We start from the raw sequence: 16,894 nt of genomic DNA, 5'->3' as shown, positions 1-16,894 counted from the left end.
ATTAGGGGAAGAAGGAGCGATAAAATTGAAGAAGAAAATGTTTGCTATTGTCTTTTCGATGGCGTTAGTTTCTATTGGAGTCGTAGCTCATGCTGGAACAAACTACGAGGGGTATGACGTTATTGTTCCGAAATTTAATGGAAATGCATTTACTCCACAACAAGAAAAATCTAAAAGCGGAGAATCGGTAGATTTGAAAGTGTCTACCTTAGGAAAAGCGATTGATGCAAGAGCTCATTCATATGATGGTGGAACAGGTAGTTGGGTGCGGGTAGCTACTGTTGGTGGACCGTTTAAACTACCTAATTCGATCAAAAAAGGTGCAAGTACGAGAGTGGAGTTTAGTACAGATTTCAATGAGGTTGTTGATGTACGAGTGAAAGGTGAATGGCGCAGCAACTAAAAGCAGGGAAGATCGTTTCCCTGCTTTCCATCGAAGAGAGGGAGGAGGATTGTTTTGCAAGAACAAGTACGTGTTGAGTTGAAACGAATGTTAAATAAACGAAATGTGATCATATGGACTTCGGTTGTACTTTTTCCTATCGCGTATTTTTTCGTGATTAAAGATCAATATGTTTTTTACAGATATATTGAGATATTTTTACGTTTATATTCTGGAGGTATTTCTCTTTTCTTTCCAATTTTAATGGTTTTGCTCTATGCTGTACATTTTTTGGATGAAAAGAAAAATCGATTTCTGCTTTATGCACAAGCAAGGGTATCTCTTTCACATTATTTTTTTAGTAAAATAATAGCAAATGCAATTGCTTCATTTGTAATATCTTTTCTAATGATGTTTATTCCCTTCATTTTTTGTATGTATATTGTGCCAAAGCTTGAATTAGTCAGTTTATATGAACATTTAAACAATCCGATTCCATATACGACATTTGAACAACTTCTATCGCTTGGCACTTTGTCTTATGGTTTAATTTATGCAACATGGGTTGGGTTGAATGGAATGTTGTATGCCACTTTCGGATTAGTTTTAATGATGCTTATGGATAAAATGCTCGTTGCGTTTTTTACTCCATTTATCTATTATTTGCTAGGCACCTTTTTTGCTCAAATTGTAGGATTAGATCAATTTGCTCCAGATGTATCTATTTTTCCTTTTCGGATTTTTCAACAACCGATGTGGACGGTGCTCGTTCCATTTTTCTTATTAACGTTTATTGTTTCTGCTTTATTTGCACGTGTAAAGGGAAGAGTGGATGAAATGTATGTTTAGGATTTTTCATAGCAAGCTGGATTACTTCAAGTGGAGTGTCGTAGCGTGCATCATTTATCTTTATAGTTTAAGAAGTAAGGAATACATTTTTTTCCTAAGTTATACGGGTAAGAAAGAAGTGAATATATGGGATTTCATCATATCTTATTTCGGGAATCCGTATCTCGTTACATATTTCATCTTTCCATTTCTTTGCTTCTACTCTGTTTTTTATATTGTTTCTTACTATGAATATGTTGTACTCATAAGACTAGGCTCTTTAAATAGATGGGTTTATCAAACAACGATTCGCTTTTTAGAAATACTTATAACAACTATTTTCATATGGTCGTGTGTCAGTCTGATCTTATTAAAAGGGGTTTCATTCTCTAGTTCTTGGAGCACTTTGAGTAAAGATTATATGCTTCTTACTGAAACCCAGACAATACAGAAGTTTATTCACGATCCGTTCGTCGCGTTTTTGTGGCAAATTTTATTGCTCTTTTTCTTTTTTATTTGTTTGCATATTATTTTTTGTTTTTTCTATTTACTTATTCAACGAGTTCGAGTGCTTATTGTCTTTGTATTTTCCATATGGGTGTACACCATTGTGTCTTTTAAGCGTTTTCCAAATCACCTTGGAGAATTCAAGATACCTAGTTATTTTTCTCTTACACAAACTTTAGAAACATTTCGTCATCAGGCATTTCCGTTTTTTGTATTCTTTTTTATTGCATGTGTATTGGTTGTATTGTGGAACAGGAGAAGGATCATGGAGTTTTTCAGCCAATACAAACACATGGTGTTGTTCTTGTTGACAGTTTTTGTAGTGATGTGGGTACAACAATCGAAAAATATGAAAACGTCAATGGACTTTTTTGGAGTTGTTTTTTTAGGCACAACAAAACATTTACGCCTCTTGCCTCTTTTAACATATATGATTATTTACGTAGGATTTGTTTATATTGTCAATGTATGTTGGGAAAGAGAAAAAAAGAACATGATTTATTACGAGCTCATACGGTATAGCTCCGTTCTTAAGTGGTTAAAGAAAGAGACTTTAATGGTGACATGGCTTGCTTTGCTTTATCTCGTGTTTCTTTTTTTTGTATCACTTGCGATTTCGCTATTAAAGGGGCTGTCGTTTCGTTTTTTCACTTCATTTCAACAAGACATTTCATTATTTTCTTTGTTGTACCACTTTTTTATTAATGGTTATTTACAAATAGTTGTGTATGTGTTGTTCGTCATGCTTTTTAATTTTTTGACCCGAAATCGGTTTTATGGTATAGCGTTGCTCGTTATCATAACGGGATGTTCCACTTCACCGTTCATTCCATTTAAGCTAAATAGCTTAATATATGTTTTTGAAGGAAGATCCGTTTATTTGATTAGCCTTGTTTTGATTTTATGGTTGACGGGAATAGTAATGAGTATTTCCCTTCTTTTGCGAAGAAAAATGTTTTAGAGAAGGTGATCAACATGGTGCATATTGAACTGCAAGATGTATGCAAATCTTTTAAAGGAGTTCCTGTCTTTCAACATGTGAACGTTATGATTGAAAAAGGAAAAACATATGGAATTATGGGTCCAAATGGTTCAGGGAAGTCAGTGTTTTTTAAACTCATATGTGGTTTTTTAAAACCTGATACTGGAATTGTTCGTGTAGATGGAAAAGAAATTGGTTTAAACAACCGCTTTCCAGATCACTTTGGAATTATTATTGAACGCCCAGGATATATATCAAATAAAACAGGGTTCCAAAATTTAAAAGAACTAGCCTTAATTAAAAATCAAATCGATGACCAAAAAATCCGGAAAACAATGGAACGGGTTGGGCTTGATCCAGATGCAAAGCAAAAAGTGAAACACTATTCATTAGGAATGAAACAAAAATTAGCGTTAGCACAAGCAATCATGGAAGATCAACAAACGTTAATTTTAGATGAGCCATTTAACGCATTAGATCGTACGAGTGTGGACAATATACGTCAGATGCTTCTTTCATTTAAGACGGAAGGGAAAACGATGCTTATAACAAGCCATAATCAAGAAGATATAGATATTCTCTGTGACCATGTGTTTGAAATTAATCAATATACGCTACAGCAGATCAAATGAAAAGCATGGGAAATGCTTGCCCATGCTTTTTATGTTTTACATTTAAGGTTCAATGATTCCTTCTTTTATTGCTTTCACTACCGCTCCAACTCGAGAATCAACTCGCAGTTTCTTTATGATGGTAGAAACATGATGTTCTACTGTTCGGCGGCTTATATTTAATGAATGACTAATATTCTCGTTTGTTTTATCTTGAGCAATTAATTTTAGAATGACAAGTTCCATTTTCGTTAGAGAAATGTTTTCTTCTTCATCTACATCATTCGGAAAAAATGCGAACCCTTCATATGCTCCGCGTATTGCATTCGCTAACTGAAGGATAGACTCCTCTTTTACTACAAATGCAGATGCCCCAGCATGTTTCGCAGCTCTTATGTATTCGCTATAGTTATATCCAGATAAAATGACAACTTTGCAATCTGGATATAACATTTTCATCTTCTTTGTCCACTCTAATCCATTTCCATCTTTTAAACGAATATCCATTACGATCACATGAGGATTCAATGTTTCGATGGATTCTTGTAGTTGAGATAAATGTAAAACTGTTCCCACAACATGCATATCTTCTTCTCTTCCAAGCAATTCTTTTACTCCTTCAATCATAAGCGCATGATCATCAACTAGTAATACTTTTATCTTCATGCTTTTCCACCTCTTCAAATGGAATCATTATAAAAATTCGTGTTCCGAGTTGCTGGTCGGAATATATGTCCCATCTTCCGCCTAACATATATAGTTGTTTTTCGATGGAAGCTAATCCGAAGCGATGTTTTTCGATTATTTGAGATATGTGTGTAGGGACGGAAAATCCATTTCCATCATCTTCAACAGAAATATGAAGCATCTCATCTTCTTCCCATAGTGAAACAATAATCAATGTAGCTTCTGCATGTTTAACAGCGTTATAAGCAAGTTCACGGATGATTCGATATAGAGTAACTTGTAAAGATGATGGAATAATTCTCATCCCTAAATCATAGTAAACTTCAACATCAAGACGGTGTTCGATTCTGATTTTGTTTCGCAGTCCATATAAGCTATTTTCTAAACCTAGATGTTCAACAAACATAGGGTATACGTTTTCGCACATATCGCGTACTTTGTGAATTTTATCTCGTAGCATCTCATAAATTTGTTTGTCGTCGTTTTCATTTTGTCTCAGTTGAAATCTTTGGAAGATAACAATAAGCTCTTGTAATATTTCATCATGTAAAAACATAGCCAGCTTCCACTTTTCATATTCTTGAATAGAGTATGCATGTTTATTAGTTAAGCTATTTGTTATTTGTTTTGTTTGGTATGTGAAATACCATTGAACCATTTGATATATAGTAATGGAAAAAATAATGAGTATATTTATGGGTAATAAAGGTAAATTATAGTTTATTGTGAACAATACAATATTACATATCAATAAACTTATACATAAAATGACGATTTTTCTCCCAATTTGCTTCGCAACGACGCGCCAATCTGCGATTCCTTGTTTAGTTAATAAATATGATAGAGTGAGAGGGAAGAAAATGATACTTACCATCGTATAATAAAAGGAAAGAAATGAAAAGCCAAATAAAATACTTGGAACGAAACTAAAAAGAATCATCGGAGCGAACGATAAACATAGGCCCAAAATAAGCACATATAAATCATTTTTTACTTTTTTTGAGTTCGAACCGAGGTGGGACGCAATTAACACACAACATGTACAAACAGCCATAATGATGTTAAGCACAATAAATAATCGAGCGATGATTTTTATAGATGGCTCATTTGCTGCTATATTTCCCCATGTATAAGTGACGAAACAAACGATGCCTGCCCACTTTGCAATAGAGGAAACAGCATGGAAGAATTTTGGTCTTGTTGAAATTGGAAAATATTTAAAAAAATTAAGAAGTGCGTAAGGTGCTGAACAAACAGCGAAGGCTTCGATCGTTTGTGCTGCTTGTATTCCTTGGCTTGAAGGAATGGCACATATAATGGCGATTGCACTGATACACATTAAAATAAAAAATCGTTGCACAACGATGGAATTTGTTTTTTGGATATACGTATATTTACCGATTAATAAGAAAGAAATACCGATAAGTAAAACGATATAATAAGGATACTTCATATATTGTTCATGTGATTCGATCAAAATGTATGTAATGAGAAGAAAGGAAAGAATCCAAGCCGATGTAAAATATTTATTCATTTTATCACAAGCTTTCTAAGTATGTTTTTAGTGCATGAATTGCTTCTCTTTTTGTTGGAAAACAATCCTCTATTTGTTTCATTGCACGTTTCATAAATATATCAGAAAGAATGAAACAATAATCTAATGCCCCAGTTTTTTGTATGTAGTTTTTTATGATAGAAATGTGCTCTGGAAAGTCAGTAGAATGCAATGTTTCCAATAGCCATCCGTTATCATGTGTAAAACTGTATTCTAAAGCTTTAATAAGGGGTAAAGTTGCCTTTTTACGTATTAAGTCACTTTTTTTGTCGCATAAAATATCTTTGGCATCATTGCGCAGTTGACCACTTATCCCGATGTATGTTGCGATGTCGTACCATTTATATGCCAAGGAACCAGCTCCTAATTGACAAACAAGCCTTGTGAGCGATGATGATTTTTGCGAGATTAGTTGAAAATATTGCTTTTCTGTCGGAATGGATGAACTAATAGTGAAATGCAAATCTCGCCACTGCCCATTACATGCTTCTTTCAGTTCTTTCATCATACGGCATATCTCCGTTTTTAAGTTTCGGGGTGTATGCAAAGCTATCAAATGGATCGCTTCGACGAATAATGCATTAGCAATTGTAACGATTTCCCCTATAGTAACATTTTCCCTCATTATATTTTTTGTTTCTTCATCTGCGATATCGTCAAACAGATCGGTTGCTAAAATTAAAAACTCAATGGCTGCAGCATACGGAATAATTATGTTCGGTTGTAGACAATGATGAAATCGTACGATATAAGTATAAAACTCTGACCAAGAAAAATGGGTATGTTCGTTACATACCTTTCCTGGACAACGGAGTAGTATTTGAATATGTTCACGTATTTCTTCTTGAATAAGTGAGCCGTTGTCCAAGTGGTATACGATAAACGACTGAATTTCTTTTCTCGCTATATAAGTCAAAGCCACTGATCTCCCTTTTCTCTAGTTAAATCCTTATTTTGGAAATAATCGATAAGAGAGTGGAACGCATCGGGAGAAAGTTGCATTTTTACATGATTCCAGTCTTCTTGTGTAATAACTTGTTTCGTGTTGAGTTGTTGAATAACCGTCCATAAGTTCTTTTCCATGTTTTTTCCCCTTTCCTTTTTAAACAAAATTTTACTTTATAATTAAACAATTGTCATTTGTTTTTTGAAAAATAGGTATTTTCCGCAATGAAAATTGCGGAAAATACGGATATGATAGGATGGAAGTTTGTGCTAGACTGAAAGCGAGCCGGCTCGAGAAAATTCTAAATTAAGGTAGGGAAGAAAATGAGGAAGAGGCTTAAGAAATACTATAATCTAGGACTCTCTCTAGCTATGGGAATTGGGGTTTTGACTTTTTCAGACTTCACTTATGCTAGCGATGATAATATTGGTTTTAGTTTCGAGCTAAAGCCTAACTATGGAAATAGTTATTCTGAATCTCGGTATAGACAGACTACTGATCCGAATAACAAATGGAAGGTGAATTTAACTTACTCTTCTGAAGGGGTCGGTTCTATCGCTACTTTCTGGTTGGATAAATCTGGGTCTAGAGTATCTGATACACATGATGTAAAGCAAGGTAGCGGTGCCCATTATTATCCAGCTTTTAGCACGGCAAATCAATCAAATGTGCGTTTAGGGGCTGAAAACAATAACTATAGTCCAGATAGCTACGTAATAAGTGGTTACTGGGATGAAGAAACAAATTAAATGAATTGAATATTTGTTTACCGAAGATGAGCATTTATGATCATCTTCGGTTCTCCTCTTCATAAAACATGAAAAAAGTTGAGTGATAAAAATGATATTTAGTCATATGTATAGAATCCTAAAAAATAAACGGTCTTGGCTTTCTTTTTGCATTGTTTTATGTATACCATTTTTTGAAATTGCACAGTTGATTATGTATCAAAGAAATTCGAATGAAGTTTTTCATCCTGCTTTTGCGTTTTTTCTGACAGGTTCAAGCATTGGACACGCGCCGCAAATTATGCTGATTTGGTTTTTGCCGATTTATTTTCTCATGTTAGTGGCAGATGATCCCATTCAAGATTATCAAACGGGATATCGTTATGTGCTTATAAGTAAAATAGGGAAGAAAAAATATATTTTTCATAAAATGTTTATATCATTTATACTATCATTTTTTACTATGTGTATTGCATTAGTGGTAAACTTTATATTCGTTTCAATTATTTTTTCGGGAGGTACGTTTACAAAAGGGGTTATGGAATTAAACATTGAAGGCAATGCATTGTTTCAGTTTAGTGTAAATCATCCATATGCAGCTATATTCATTTTTTCATTTGTGAGTTGCTTTATGGCCGGTTTAGCAGGTCTCCTTGGGAGTAGTATGAGTTTGTTTTTTCTTGATCGGAAATATGCCTATGCTGCATCGTTTTTTATTTGGTTTTTAATGATTTTGAAAAGAAACTCTATTGTATACCTTTTTCAACCATTTACTGAGTATGGACTAGACGTGCTTATTCCAACTATTTTGTTGGCTTGGTTTATATTTTTAGTAATTTCTACTTTCGTGTTTGTGTATGAGGTTAAGTACAATGAAAGTTAAAAGATCGATACTTATTATCGTCTTATGGGGATTTTTTTCGTTCGTTTGGTTTCTGCAAAATAAACATTTCATATTTCAAAGTCATTTGCAACTTTCATTTACTGAAGTATTGTTGCTCATGAATAGTAGTGCGGTTGGATATAGTTCGATACAGGCTTATGCTTTGTTTTACACGATTCCATTTATTATTTGTGTCGATCATTTCTTTTTTCCAAAGTCCGTTTGTTATATTGTACGGTTCTCGAAACGTAGGCATTTGTATGTAAGAGTCTTTACTGAAATTGTTGTTGTGTCAATCATTTTTTCCTTTATGCATTCGCTTGTTAATGTATTATGTACGAGTTATTTCTTTTCTTTTGAAAAGCTGCAAGAAGTAAGTTTTTTTCGTATTGCTTTATGCAATAGCGTTTTACTTGTACTATTTTATACGTCTGTTGGGCTTATATATCAGTGTTTGAAACACTTGACGCACCAGTCACATGTAGCCTTTTTCCTAACATTGCTTCTTGTTGGAGGATGGTTCTTTATAGAAAAACTGTTTATAGTTACTTCGTGGGGACCTATGAAAGATTTGACCATATATACACAATGGTTTGAAGAACACTGGACGATGAAAGAATTTTTATTTGCTTATATAAGACATGCTCTTCTTGTTTTCTTTCTTTTCTTTATGCATTCATTTTTATATGAAAGAAAGGATTTCGTTTCATGATTCGTCAGTTCTCTTTTTTCCTTTTTGTTATCAGTTCATTTATCGTTCAGGCTATTTTTTTAAATCGTTTTCAACTGTTTTTTTCTTACAGTTCGTTTATTGACGGTGTTCCATTCACATCTTCACATAATCTAGTATATAAATATTTGCTGATTTGGTATTTGCCGATTGCTAGTATGAGTCTCTATTTTTCAGGGCATTTAGAAGATATGAAAAAGTACGCAATTGCTCTTTTTGTACGTAGCTATAATAGAATGAAATGGATGTTGAATCAATATGTGCATGCATTTGTTGTCACTGTAATTTTTATCTTCGTTCAAGCATTTATTATGTTTGTGTTTCATGCGTATAGTGAAAATATATGGACAGCAAATGGCATAAAAGGTTTGTGTATGTATTTATGTACCATATATACACTTATTTGTGTGCAATCGTTTTTGGAATTGTATATCGGAGCTAGGTTTTCTTATTTACTTGTCAATTTATATATTGTCTTTTCTATTTTATTGTCGAATGAGTTGCCACATGAATTGAATTGGATTCATTATCTTTTTATTCCGAATTACGGGATGGGTTTTCGCAATGGAGTAAGTCATTCACCTATTTTTGAACCGTACGTTATCCATTTTTCGATAGGGTGTTTGATCTTGTTATTTATCCAATGTTTACTCGTTTATTTTTCTGTTCAAAGAACAAAACAAATGGACTGGCTATAAAGTGAGGAGATGGAAATGATAGAAGTTCGTCATTTGAGTAAAAAAATAAAAAGTACGTACGTATTAAAAGATATTTGTTATCAATTTGAAGAAGGAAAAATTTACGGGTTGTTCGGTAAAAATGGCTCTGGGAAGACGATGTTATTGCGTGCTTTGGCAGGCTTAATTGTTCCGACTGAGGGGGATGTCGTGATAGATGGGAAAGTGCTACATCGGGACATGTCGTTCCCACCTAGTATAGGAATCATTATAGAAAATATGGAGCTCCTACCTCAATACGATGCATATACAAATCTTTATATTTTGTCGAAAGTTAAAAAAATTGCTTCAGAAGGAGAGATTAGAAAAGCTCTTCATCGAGTGGGGTTAGATCCGTTTCTAAAAACGAAAGTAAAAAAATATTCATTAGGAATGAAGCAACGCTTAAATATTGCCCAAGCTATCTTTGAAAGACCTGATATTATTTTGTTGGACGAGCCCACAAATGCAATTGATGAAGAAGGGGTGGAACTCGTTCAGCAAATTCTCTTAGAAGAGAAAAAAAGAGGAGCGACTATTATTTTTGCAAGCCATATAAAAGAAGATTTACAGCATTTATGTGATGTTTCGGTAAAAATGAGCGAGGGGAAGCTTCTTTTATGAATAAGGGAAAACTTGCAATATTTTTTAGCATTATTTTCATTTGTATCGCTGTTTTTGCCTTACGATATACAAATATTTTCGACAATCGTCAACCAAAGAACATTGTTATACAATCGGGAGATTATGTGGTTGGAAAAAACATTCGTGAGGGAACATATGATGTGATTGTTTTACATGGAGAGGTAAAATTTATGCAGATGAAAATGAGAGAGGGAGATCGCTGGTTGGCAGTTCAGCTGCGACGAGGAGAGCACGTATATGTAGAAGGGAAGGGAAAAGTTCGTCTTAAGCCTTCACGCTTTGAAAAAATAGAGAGAGGAAGAAATGATATTTATCAAATTAACCATTCCGGTTTTTATCTTGTAGGAAAGCAAATTCCAGAAGGAACATATATCATTACTTATACGAGTCACGATATAAAGGGCAAACCGTTCGTTCAGCTTTTATCGTCAAATCGCGATGTGATTCATACGTACGATTTTCAAAATAGTAGGGATAAGTATTATAAAGTAGTTTGTGAAAAAGGACAGATTCTTGAAGTACACAAAAATTTATTTGCAGAGTCGAAACATGTGGTTGTCATTCTTAAGAAAAATGAATAGATAGCATGTGCTAGCGATGATGATGTTAGATAAAATCGAGTAAGTAGAAAATAGCTCTTTCCTGAGGAACTTCTGTAGAATTTCTGTAGAATGAATGTTCGATCCAATATTCGAAAGGGGAATTTCTATGCAAGTGAATTTTCATTTTATTACAGACCGAAGGGTTTAAGCTTCCTTTTTAAACGAGAAGATGGAGTGACAAAAGCATTCTGTGCTGCACAAGCAGCTATGACTTAAATTTCTCCCTATTTTTGCAATAGGCGGTGAGTTAGCGGAATACATCGGGAGTATTCGTTCTTATCGTGTTTGTGGAAGGTGGTTTATATGTCCTTTCAATCTTTTAAGAGTCAGTGGCGTGCTCATCCATTTACAACTGCCTTTGCAGTTTTAGGATTGGTCATATCGCTATTGATGATTTCAATCGGTATTTCTAGTATAAATTATTCCCATTTACTTCAAAGACAGCTTGAACAGTATGTTCCGCCACATGCAACAAAATTAATGGTGACATTTCCACATGAGCCAACATGGAATGATCTTTTTCGGTTGTTTGACAACATAGATCAGGAAACAGGGATTATATTGGAAGGGGTGACTCTTTTACATGATGGCATGCCTATCATGGTAGCTCCGGAACATGTAAAGGAGTCTGTTGAACCTCGTCTACCTATAAAAGAAGGACGCTATTTTACCGAGAAAGAAATGAAAAGTGGAGAAAAAGTAGCCCTTATAGGATCCGAATGGGAAAAAGATACAACGATCATTGGGAATGAGCGCTATATTGTCTTATCTGGTGAGCGATACAAGTGTATTGGGATCATTGGGATAATGGGGGAAAATTCGAGGTAACTATTCACCCCAGTGCTAGTGTATAAAAAAGCCCAGCACAAATAGGGCATTTCGGTCATAGAAAATGCCCTAGGTAGCGGAAAGAACTCGATCGATCGTTTCGCCTGCCAACAGAAGACACAACGAGTCCCACACGTTTTTTTCGTGTTTCGTAAGTGTGGAAACGATGCTTCTTGCGATGCAAAACGACTGCGCGAACGTTTCGTCACGAAATGTACCCGAGATGTTCTCTTTGACTTTGACCATGCGAAGATCTCGCTCGGCTTGGTTATTGTCAAAGGGAACATGCACTTCACATAAGAAACGCAGCGCTTCTTCCTTTCGTTTTTGAAGCCGTCGAATAAAAGCGAGTGCTTTTTTCGGAAGAGGTGTCATCGTTTCCAATCGGTGCTGTGCTTTCGCTAGGATACGATCATACACTCGTTCCCATCGTTTCGCTTCTTCTTCGGAAAGTGCACCGTGATGCGCTTCGACTGCCTGTTTGGCGGCTAACAGAAACGTGGTCATGCGCGATGCCCATGTATGGCCTTGTTCGATGAAGCCTTTTAGCTCACGTAAATGATGGGCATGGCAAAGAGCATGTGTGGCTTTCGTGTATCTCGGATACGTACCGAATGCATCATGCATCATCGTCCCTTTGTATTGTGGAAGAATCCCGATCTCATCCGTTGCTTTCTTTCCACGAGAAGCGTGAAAAGCCAAGTACGTATATGTCGACGTACATGCGACATGCACCCATGCGAGTTTACCATTGATGCGCAAACTCGTTTCATCGACATGCAAGATGTTAGAGTCAAGTAAGGCGTCTTCGATCATGTCCATATTGGATTCCAGCGCTTCGCGTCCTCGTTTCACCATATTGGCAAGGGTTCCTGTACTAACCGAGTGTTGATATAACGCTTCGATTGTATCACTTAAACGCTTGTAAGGGATCAATTGGATATGATGCAAATAAACAACGAGCGCAGTAAGACGTGGACCGTATTGCACATGATTCGTGACATGTGGTGGAAACTCCGCTTGTTGCACGCATCGACAATGCGGACATGATTTCACTTCACGCTCATGTTGTGTCACTTCAATCGACACGGGAGGCAGATCAAACACTTGACGGACATCGACTTTGAACGGTTTGACGTCACGCAAAGAAGCCCCACATCCTTGACACGTATGTACGCGATGGACGACACGATGATGTGGATGTTCCACTTGACGGAGCGTCGTCCCCTCATGTCCCTCTTGCCCACCAGGCTTTTTGCCAGACGGCTCGCGGGAGGAACGCTTTTTCTCAAAACGGTCAGAAGATGGGGGCAAATGGCTATTGAAGCTGTTTTTTTTCGTGCGTGCTTCCAGCTCTTGAACGCGATGCTTGAGTTGTTCATTTTCTTTGCGTAGCTGTTTGTTTTCTTGACGCAAATGTTCATTTTCTTGAATGAGTTGATGAATGAGCTGTTTTTGTTGTTGGACTTTGCCGATTAAGCCCTCAACTGTAAATACAGCTTGTTGTACCGTCAACATGTGATTCACCTCCTTGTCTATCAATATTCACATCATAGACAGGAAAAGCAAAAAATATTCAGCTCACTTTATGATGTGGCTGAATAGTTACAATTCGAGATTATTGGATTCACAAGTTCTTATCCCAATGAAGTCATTACCGCCGAGTGTTATTAGTAAATTATTAAGTCAGCAGCAAATCACGCTGACACTCTATAATACGAAAAAAGATACATACAAGGATGAAACATCCATTCGTATGCAAGCAGAGAAGTTATTTCCACAAGCAAGCATTGATTCTTTTCCATACGAAGCACAGTTATCGTTCCGAATTGATATTGGTGATCGCCTCATGCTTATCGTTCTTATTTACTTACTTTCTTTAGTTAATGTTGTGAATTTATCGTTTTATTGGGTACAAGAGAGAATATATGAAATTGGAATAAGGAAAGCGTTCGGATATACGAATCGCGACATCGTTTTTATGATTTTTAGTGAGATGGTTGTATTATGTAGTATTGCAGTCGTTTTTGGGTATGGTGTGCAATGGCTATTTCAGCATATATTTGAAAAATGGGTAGGATTCCCATTACATATTTCTTTGTTGCACTTTTCAGCAGCAATTGGATTTGTTTTTTGCTCATCACTAACTGCAATTATCGTTCCAGCTTTTCGTGCTTTTTGTGTGCAACCTATTCATGTCATACATAAAAAGTAGAAATTGAGGAGATAAAAAATGAAGTATATGCTACTCAATTTGAAAAGCATGTGGCAAAGAAAATGGATCATAGCATTAATGATCGTTCAACTCATTGTATCGTTTTGGGTCATCAATCATGCGCTGATCACAATCGAGACAATTCGTTATCAACAAAAACAACTATTTTCTGTTACACATATGAAAGAAGAAACGACCATTCGATTGTTTATTCCAGATGGTGACGATAGTCAATGGTTTGTAGAGAGATTTCGCAAGCTTGAAAAATTTATAAAAACAATACCAAATGTAAAGGGATACGGATCTTTTGAAGAAACGACGATTAGTCCACAAAACTTCGCAAATAAAACACGATACATGCGAAAAAATGAACAATTGTATGCAAATACTCGTATGGAATCGTATACAGATCGTACAAAAATGATATATTTCGACTATGACATATATCGTCTTTTTTCAAAGTTTCAATTAATGAAAGGAAGGGAACTGAGCAAAGAGGACTTTGAGAAAACAAACAAAGATGTGATTCCTATTTTAATAGGATATGATTATCGCGATGTATTTCACATTGGAGATCGGTTTCAAGCTCTAGCTGGATTAGGAGAGAATGCGTTTTTTGTTACATACGAAGTCGTTGGGATATTGGAACAAGGGGCGAAATGGTTATCCGCCAATGATTATCTTATTGATCACGCGAATGAGCTAGATCGTTTTTTTGTCGCTCCATATTTTCCTGAGGAAAGAGATGGAAGACCGATGGATGTTGCAGTGCGGCTAAACAACCTATTTTTGCAGTTATCTGATAAGCGGGAGTTTTCATCTGTCGAAAAAACTATCGAACAGAAAGGGAAAGAGCTTGGTATTTATCCGACGTTAAAAACAATTTCCAATGAGATGGAAGAGTATAAAAATAATACAAAACAAAGCGCCCGATTTACTTTTATGGTTGGCTTGTTTTTCGTTGCTGTTACACTCATTGGGGTAATTTCTGTGACGATATCTTCTATCCAAGCACGTAAATACGATATTGGGGTCATGATGGTGACTGGGGCAAGCAAACGTGATATCGGGCGAATAGTTGTGATGGAATTGTTTTTACTTGTGATGACTTCAGCCATTATCGGTGTTGTGCTAAGTTATTGGACAGAATGGCAAGATACATTTTTTGAATATAACATTCGTTTGCAAGCGTTCACTTGGTCGTTGTACGTAAAAATTATGGTTGTTTCATGTTTTATCGTTTTGCTATCTTCATTTATTCCACTTTGGAACGTAAATAAATTAGCATTGCGCAATTTGGTGGAAGGGAGGGAATAAATAGATGTTCATTGAATTACAAAATGTAACAAAAATATACGGTAAGGATGAATACGCGACGAAGGCGCTAAGTCAGGTAAGTCTACAAATTGAACATGGAGAGTTTATTGCAATTATGGGACCTTCTGGATCGGGAAAATCGACTTTATTACATATTATCGGATGTATGGATGTCCCGACAGAAGGAGTATATCGACTTGAAGGGGAAGATGTAACGAGATTAAATGACAGACAGCTAAGTGATATTCGCAATAAAAAAGTCAGTTTTATTTTTCAACACTTTGCATTGTTAAAGCCGATGATAAAATCCCCAATATAGCCGGAATAAAATTCCCCACTTACAATAGAACCATAGTGTCAATGAGAGGAGCTATGGTTCATGATTACGAGAGGGGAATTTTTTATGATCAAAGAGATGTATGAAAGGGGAATGAGTATTTCTGATATTGCGAGGGAATTGGGGATCGATCGGAAAACCGTCCGAAAATATATTCACTCCCCCAATCCTCCTTCCAAATCCAAGCGAAAACAAAGAAAAAGCAAGTTAGATCCATTTAAGCCGTATCTTCAAAAACGAATGTTAGAAGATGGGGTGTTTAATAGCGAAAAGTTGTTTTTTGAAATTCGACAACAGGGCTATACGGGAGGAAAGACGATTTTAAAAGACTATATGAAACCTTTCCGAGAGACGGCGAAAAAGAAATACACCGTTCGTTATGAAACGCTTCCTGGCGAACAAATGCAAGTCGATTGGAAAGAAGTTGGGGAGGTCGTGATCGAAGGGAAAAAAGTCAAGTTATCGCTATTTGTGGCCACGTTAGGCTATTCGCGGATGAAATACGCGGTATTTACGACCAGCCAGGATCAGGAACACTTAATGGAATGCCTGATTCAGAGCTTCAAGTACTTTGGCGGGGTTCCGAAGAAGGTGTTATTTGACAATATGAAGACCGTTACAGACGGGCGAGAACAAGGAGTGGTGAAATGGAATCAACGATTTTCCGAATTTGCGAGTTACTATGGATTTATTCCAAAAGTATGCCGGCCTTACCGGGCCCAGACAAAGGGAAAAGTCGAACGAGCCATTCAGTATATCATGGATCACTTCTATGTGGGGACAGCGTTTGAAAGCATCGAGGAATTAAATTTCCTTCTCCATCGTTGGCTCGATCAAGTGGCGAATCGGAAGCCAAACGCCACTACCGGCATTCCTCCGCAAGAGCGTTGGGCCGAGGAGTCACTCAAGCCTCTTCCGTTGAAAGATTACGATACGAGCTATCTTTCCTATCGGAAGGTGCATTGGGATGGCAGTTTCTCTTACAAAGGGGAACAATGGCTCTTATCGTCGGAGTATGCGGGCAAAGAAATTCTGGTGAAGGAGCGATTAAATGGAGATATTCGATTGTACTTTCGAGGGGAGGAGATTTCTCACGTGAACCAACAGAAAAAAGTGATTTCATTCGCCGAAAAAATAAAAAAGAAACAGACGGAAATGGCCGCCACCATTTCGCCTGTTTCGGTGGAAGTGGATACTCGTCCATTGTCCGTTTATGACGCATTCCTGCGAGGGGAAAGCTCATGAAAGAACGAATACACGAGTATTGCCACCAACTCCATTTGCCTGTCATGGCGGAGCGATGGTCCGCCATGGCAGAATACGCAGCTACTCATAATATACCATATTCGGAGTTTTTATTCCGCTTATTAGAGGCAGAAATCGTCGAAAAACAGG

The 16,894-nt window shown here is 36.4% G+C and carries 19 protein-coding genes and 1 pseudogene; 15 read left to right on the top strand and 5 right to left on the bottom strand.

All coding sequences use genetic code 11. From position 1 onward, the window contains the following. Positions 1 to 25: 25 nt before the first annotated feature. The 3 genes from EKC99_RS05135 to EKC99_RS05125 all read left to right on the top strand — a co-directional run bounded on the left by EKC99_RS05135 (position 26) and on the right by EKC99_RS05125 (position 3,331). Positions 26 to 403 carry a hypothetical protein gene (locus EKC99_RS05135; protein WP_012576285.1) on the top strand — a complete coding sequence of 126 codons (378 nt, stop codon included), beginning with the start codon at positions 26 to 28 and terminating at the stop codon, positions 401 to 403. 423 nt (positions 404 to 826) lie between these two features. Next, complete coding sequence (locus EKC99_RS15880) at positions 827 to 1,231, top strand: hypothetical protein (RefSeq protein ID WP_240468803.1); 405 nt, start codon at positions 827 to 829, stop codon at positions 1,229 to 1,231. 1,461 nt (positions 1,232 to 2,692) lie between these two features. After that, a complete protein-coding gene (locus EKC99_RS05125) occupies positions 2,693 to 3,331 on the top strand; it encodes an ATP-binding cassette domain-containing protein (protein ID WP_035064329.1) in 639 nt (212 codons plus the stop codon). Between the two features lie 42 nt (positions 3,332 to 3,373). Here EKC99_RS05125 and EKC99_RS05120 read toward each other — a convergent pair whose 3' ends face one another. The 4 genes from EKC99_RS05120 to EKC99_RS05105 all read right to left on the bottom strand — a co-directional run bounded on the left by EKC99_RS05120 (position 3,374) and on the right by EKC99_RS05105 (position 6,635). Beyond that, complete coding sequence (locus EKC99_RS05120) at positions 3,374 to 3,976, bottom strand: response regulator transcription factor (protein ID WP_075039581.1); 603 nt, start codon at positions 3,974 to 3,976, stop codon at positions 3,374 to 3,376. After that, positions 3,951 to 5,450: a sensor histidine kinase gene (locus EKC99_RS05115; protein WP_240468802.1), complete on the bottom strand. Its 1,500-nt coding sequence runs from the start codon at positions 5,448 to 5,450 to the stop codon at positions 3,951 to 3,953. The genes EKC99_RS05120 and EKC99_RS05115 overlap by 26 nt, the downstream gene beginning before the upstream one ends. Before the next feature lie 85 nt (positions 5,451 to 5,535). Continuing rightward, entirely contained in the window at positions 5,536 to 6,474 is a 939-nt protein-coding gene (locus EKC99_RS05110; RefSeq protein WP_012576277.1) for a polyprenyl synthetase family protein, read from the bottom strand. Further along, on the bottom strand, positions 6,465 to 6,635 hold the full coding sequence (locus EKC99_RS05105; protein WP_163150849.1) for a hypothetical protein: 171 nt from the start codon (positions 6,633 to 6,635) through the stop codon (positions 6,465 to 6,467). Before EKC99_RS05105 ends, EKC99_RS05110 begins: the two co-directional genes overlap by 10 nt. Positions 6,636 to 6,821: 186 nt before the next feature. Here EKC99_RS05105 and EKC99_RS05100 point away from each other — a divergent pair, with 186 nt between their 5' ends. The 7 genes from EKC99_RS05100 to EKC99_RS05070 all read left to right on the top strand — a co-directional run bounded on the left by EKC99_RS05100 (position 6,822) and on the right by EKC99_RS05070 (position 11,630). Next, entirely contained in the window at positions 6,822 to 7,247 is a 426-nt protein-coding gene (locus EKC99_RS05100; RefSeq protein ID WP_035064338.1) for a DUF2712 domain-containing protein, read from the top strand. Between the two features lie 91 nt (positions 7,248 to 7,338). Then, a complete protein-coding gene (locus EKC99_RS05095; protein ID WP_297989711.1) occupies positions 7,339 to 8,109 on the top strand; it encodes a DUF2705 family protein in 771 nt (256 codons plus the stop codon). Continuing rightward, positions 8,084 to 8,821 (top strand): WxPxxD family membrane protein, encoded by a 738-nt coding sequence (locus tag EKC99_RS16045; RefSeq protein WP_156185735.1) that lies wholly within the window; start codon positions 8,084 to 8,086, stop codon positions 8,819 to 8,821. Before EKC99_RS05095 ends, EKC99_RS16045 begins: the two co-directional genes overlap by 26 nt. Beyond that, positions 8,818 to 9,537 carry a DUF2705 family protein gene (locus EKC99_RS05085; RefSeq protein ID WP_035064343.1) on the top strand — a complete coding sequence of 240 codons (720 nt, stop codon included), beginning with the start codon at positions 8,818 to 8,820 and terminating at the stop codon, positions 9,535 to 9,537. The genes EKC99_RS16045 and EKC99_RS05085 overlap by 4 nt, the downstream gene beginning before the upstream one ends. Positions 9,538 to 9,552: 15 nt before the next feature. After that, positions 9,553 to 10,179, top strand: a complete 627-nt coding sequence (locus EKC99_RS05080; protein WP_035064345.1) for an ABC transporter ATP-binding protein — start codon at positions 9,553 to 9,555, stop codon at positions 10,177 to 10,179. Beyond that, on the top strand, positions 10,176 to 10,781 hold the full coding sequence (locus EKC99_RS05075; RefSeq protein WP_035064347.1) for a hypothetical protein: 606 nt from the start codon (positions 10,176 to 10,178) through the stop codon (positions 10,779 to 10,781). Before EKC99_RS05080 ends, EKC99_RS05075 begins: the two co-directional genes overlap by 4 nt. A 324-nt stretch (positions 10,782 to 11,105) precedes the next feature. Next, positions 11,106 to 11,630 carry an ABC transporter permease gene (locus EKC99_RS05070; RefSeq protein WP_240468801.1) on the top strand — a complete coding sequence of 175 codons (525 nt, stop codon included), beginning with the start codon at positions 11,106 to 11,108 and terminating at the stop codon, positions 11,628 to 11,630. Positions 11,631 to 11,699: 69 nt separating this feature from the next. Here the strand turns inward: EKC99_RS05070 and tnpC are convergent, their stop codons facing one another. After that, the gene (gene tnpC, locus EKC99_RS05065; RefSeq protein ID WP_075039580.1) at positions 11,700 to 13,148 is read right to left on the bottom strand and encodes an IS66 family transposase; all 1,449 of its coding nucleotides are present in this window, start codon (positions 13,146 to 13,148) and stop codon (positions 11,700 to 11,702) included. Positions 13,149 to 13,275: 127 nt separating this feature from the next. Between tnpC and EKC99_RS05060 the strand changes: the two genes are divergently transcribed. The 5 genes and pseudogenes from EKC99_RS05060 to EKC99_RS05040 form a co-directional block, all read left to right on the top strand. Beyond that, complete coding sequence (locus tag EKC99_RS05060) at positions 13,276 to 13,845, top strand: ABC transporter permease (RefSeq protein WP_240468800.1); 570 nt, start codon at positions 13,276 to 13,278, stop codon at positions 13,843 to 13,845. Positions 13,846 to 13,863: 18 nt separating this feature from the next. Next, positions 13,864 to 15,162: an ABC transporter permease gene (locus EKC99_RS05055; RefSeq protein WP_163150847.1), complete on the top strand. Its 1,299-nt coding sequence runs from the start codon at positions 13,864 to 13,866 to the stop codon at positions 15,160 to 15,162. Between the two features lie 4 nt (positions 15,163 to 15,166). Further along, positions 15,167 to 15,481: an ATP-binding cassette domain-containing protein gene (locus EKC99_RS05050; protein WP_240468799.1), complete on the top strand. Its 315-nt coding sequence runs from the start codon at positions 15,167 to 15,169 to the stop codon at positions 15,479 to 15,481. Positions 15,482 to 15,541: 60 nt separating this feature from the next. Then, positions 15,542 to 16,744, top strand: coding sequence for an IS21-like element IS5376 family transposase (gene istA, locus EKC99_RS05045; protein WP_163150845.1), 1,203 nt, complete (start codon positions 15,542 to 15,544; stop codon positions 16,742 to 16,744). Next, positions 16,741 to 16,894, top strand: a pseudogene (locus EKC99_RS05040) (ATP-binding protein); the annotation flags it as partial. The gene istA and the pseudogene EKC99_RS05040, both read left to right, overlap by 4 nt.

The organism is Anoxybacillus sp. MB8 (genome assembly GCF_011006755.1).
GTDB lineage: Bacteria > Bacillota > Bacilli > Bacillales > Anoxybacillaceae > Anoxybacillus > Anoxybacillus gonensis.
The sequence above is the reverse complement of the archived record's forward strand: the minus strand, read 5'-3'. Positions and strand labels throughout refer to the sequence as shown.

Excerpts from the sequence above, each read along its gene's own strand:
- EKC99_RS05125 (WP_035064329.1), top strand. The coding sequence starts at position 2,693 with ATGGTGCATATTGAACTGCAAGATGTATGCAAATCTTTTAAAGGAGTT.
- EKC99_RS05120 (WP_075039581.1), bottom strand. The coding sequence starts at position 3,976 with ATGAAGATAAAAGTATTACTAGTTGATGATCATGCGCTTATGATTGAA.
- EKC99_RS05115 (WP_240468802.1), bottom strand. The coding sequence starts at position 5,450 with ATGAAGTATCCTTATTATATCGTTTTACTTATCGGTATTTCTTTCTTA.
- EKC99_RS05105 (WP_163150849.1), bottom strand. The coding sequence starts at position 6,635 with ATGGAAAAGAACTTATGGACGGTTATTCAACAACTCAACACGAAACAA.
- EKC99_RS05100 (WP_035064338.1), top strand. The coding sequence starts at position 6,822 with ATGAGGAAGAGGCTTAAGAAATACTATAATCTAGGACTCTCTCTAGCT.
- EKC99_RS05095 (WP_297989711.1), top strand. The coding sequence starts at position 7,339 with ATGATATTTAGTCATATGTATAGAATCCTAAAAAATAAACGGTCTTGG.
- EKC99_RS16045 (WP_156185735.1), top strand. The coding sequence starts at position 8,084 with ATGAGGTTAAGTACAATGAAAGTTAAAAGATCGATACTTATTATCGTC.
- EKC99_RS05085 (WP_035064343.1), top strand. The coding sequence starts at position 8,818 with ATGATTCGTCAGTTCTCTTTTTTCCTTTTTGTTATCAGTTCATTTATC.
- EKC99_RS05080 (WP_035064345.1), top strand. The coding sequence starts at position 9,553 with ATGATAGAAGTTCGTCATTTGAGTAAAAAAATAAAAAGTACGTACGTA.
- EKC99_RS05075 (WP_035064347.1), top strand. The coding sequence starts at position 10,176 with ATGAATAAGGGAAAACTTGCAATATTTTTTAGCATTATTTTCATTTGT.
- EKC99_RS05070 (WP_240468801.1), top strand. The coding sequence starts at position 11,106 with ATGTCCTTTCAATCTTTTAAGAGTCAGTGGCGTGCTCATCCATTTACA.
- tnpC (WP_075039580.1), bottom strand. The coding sequence starts at position 13,148 with ATGTTGACGGTACAACAAGCTGTATTTACAGTTGAGGGCTTAATCGGC.
- EKC99_RS05060 (WP_240468800.1), top strand. The coding sequence starts at position 13,276 with ATGAAGTCATTACCGCCGAGTGTTATTAGTAAATTATTAAGTCAGCAG.
- EKC99_RS05055 (WP_163150847.1), top strand. The coding sequence starts at position 13,864 with ATGAAGTATATGCTACTCAATTTGAAAAGCATGTGGCAAAGAAAATGG.
- EKC99_RS05050 (WP_240468799.1), top strand. The coding sequence starts at position 15,167 with ATGTTCATTGAATTACAAAATGTAACAAAAATATACGGTAAGGATGAA.
- istA (WP_163150845.1), top strand. The coding sequence starts at position 15,542 with ATGATTACGAGAGGGGAATTTTTTATGATCAAAGAGATGTATGAAAGG.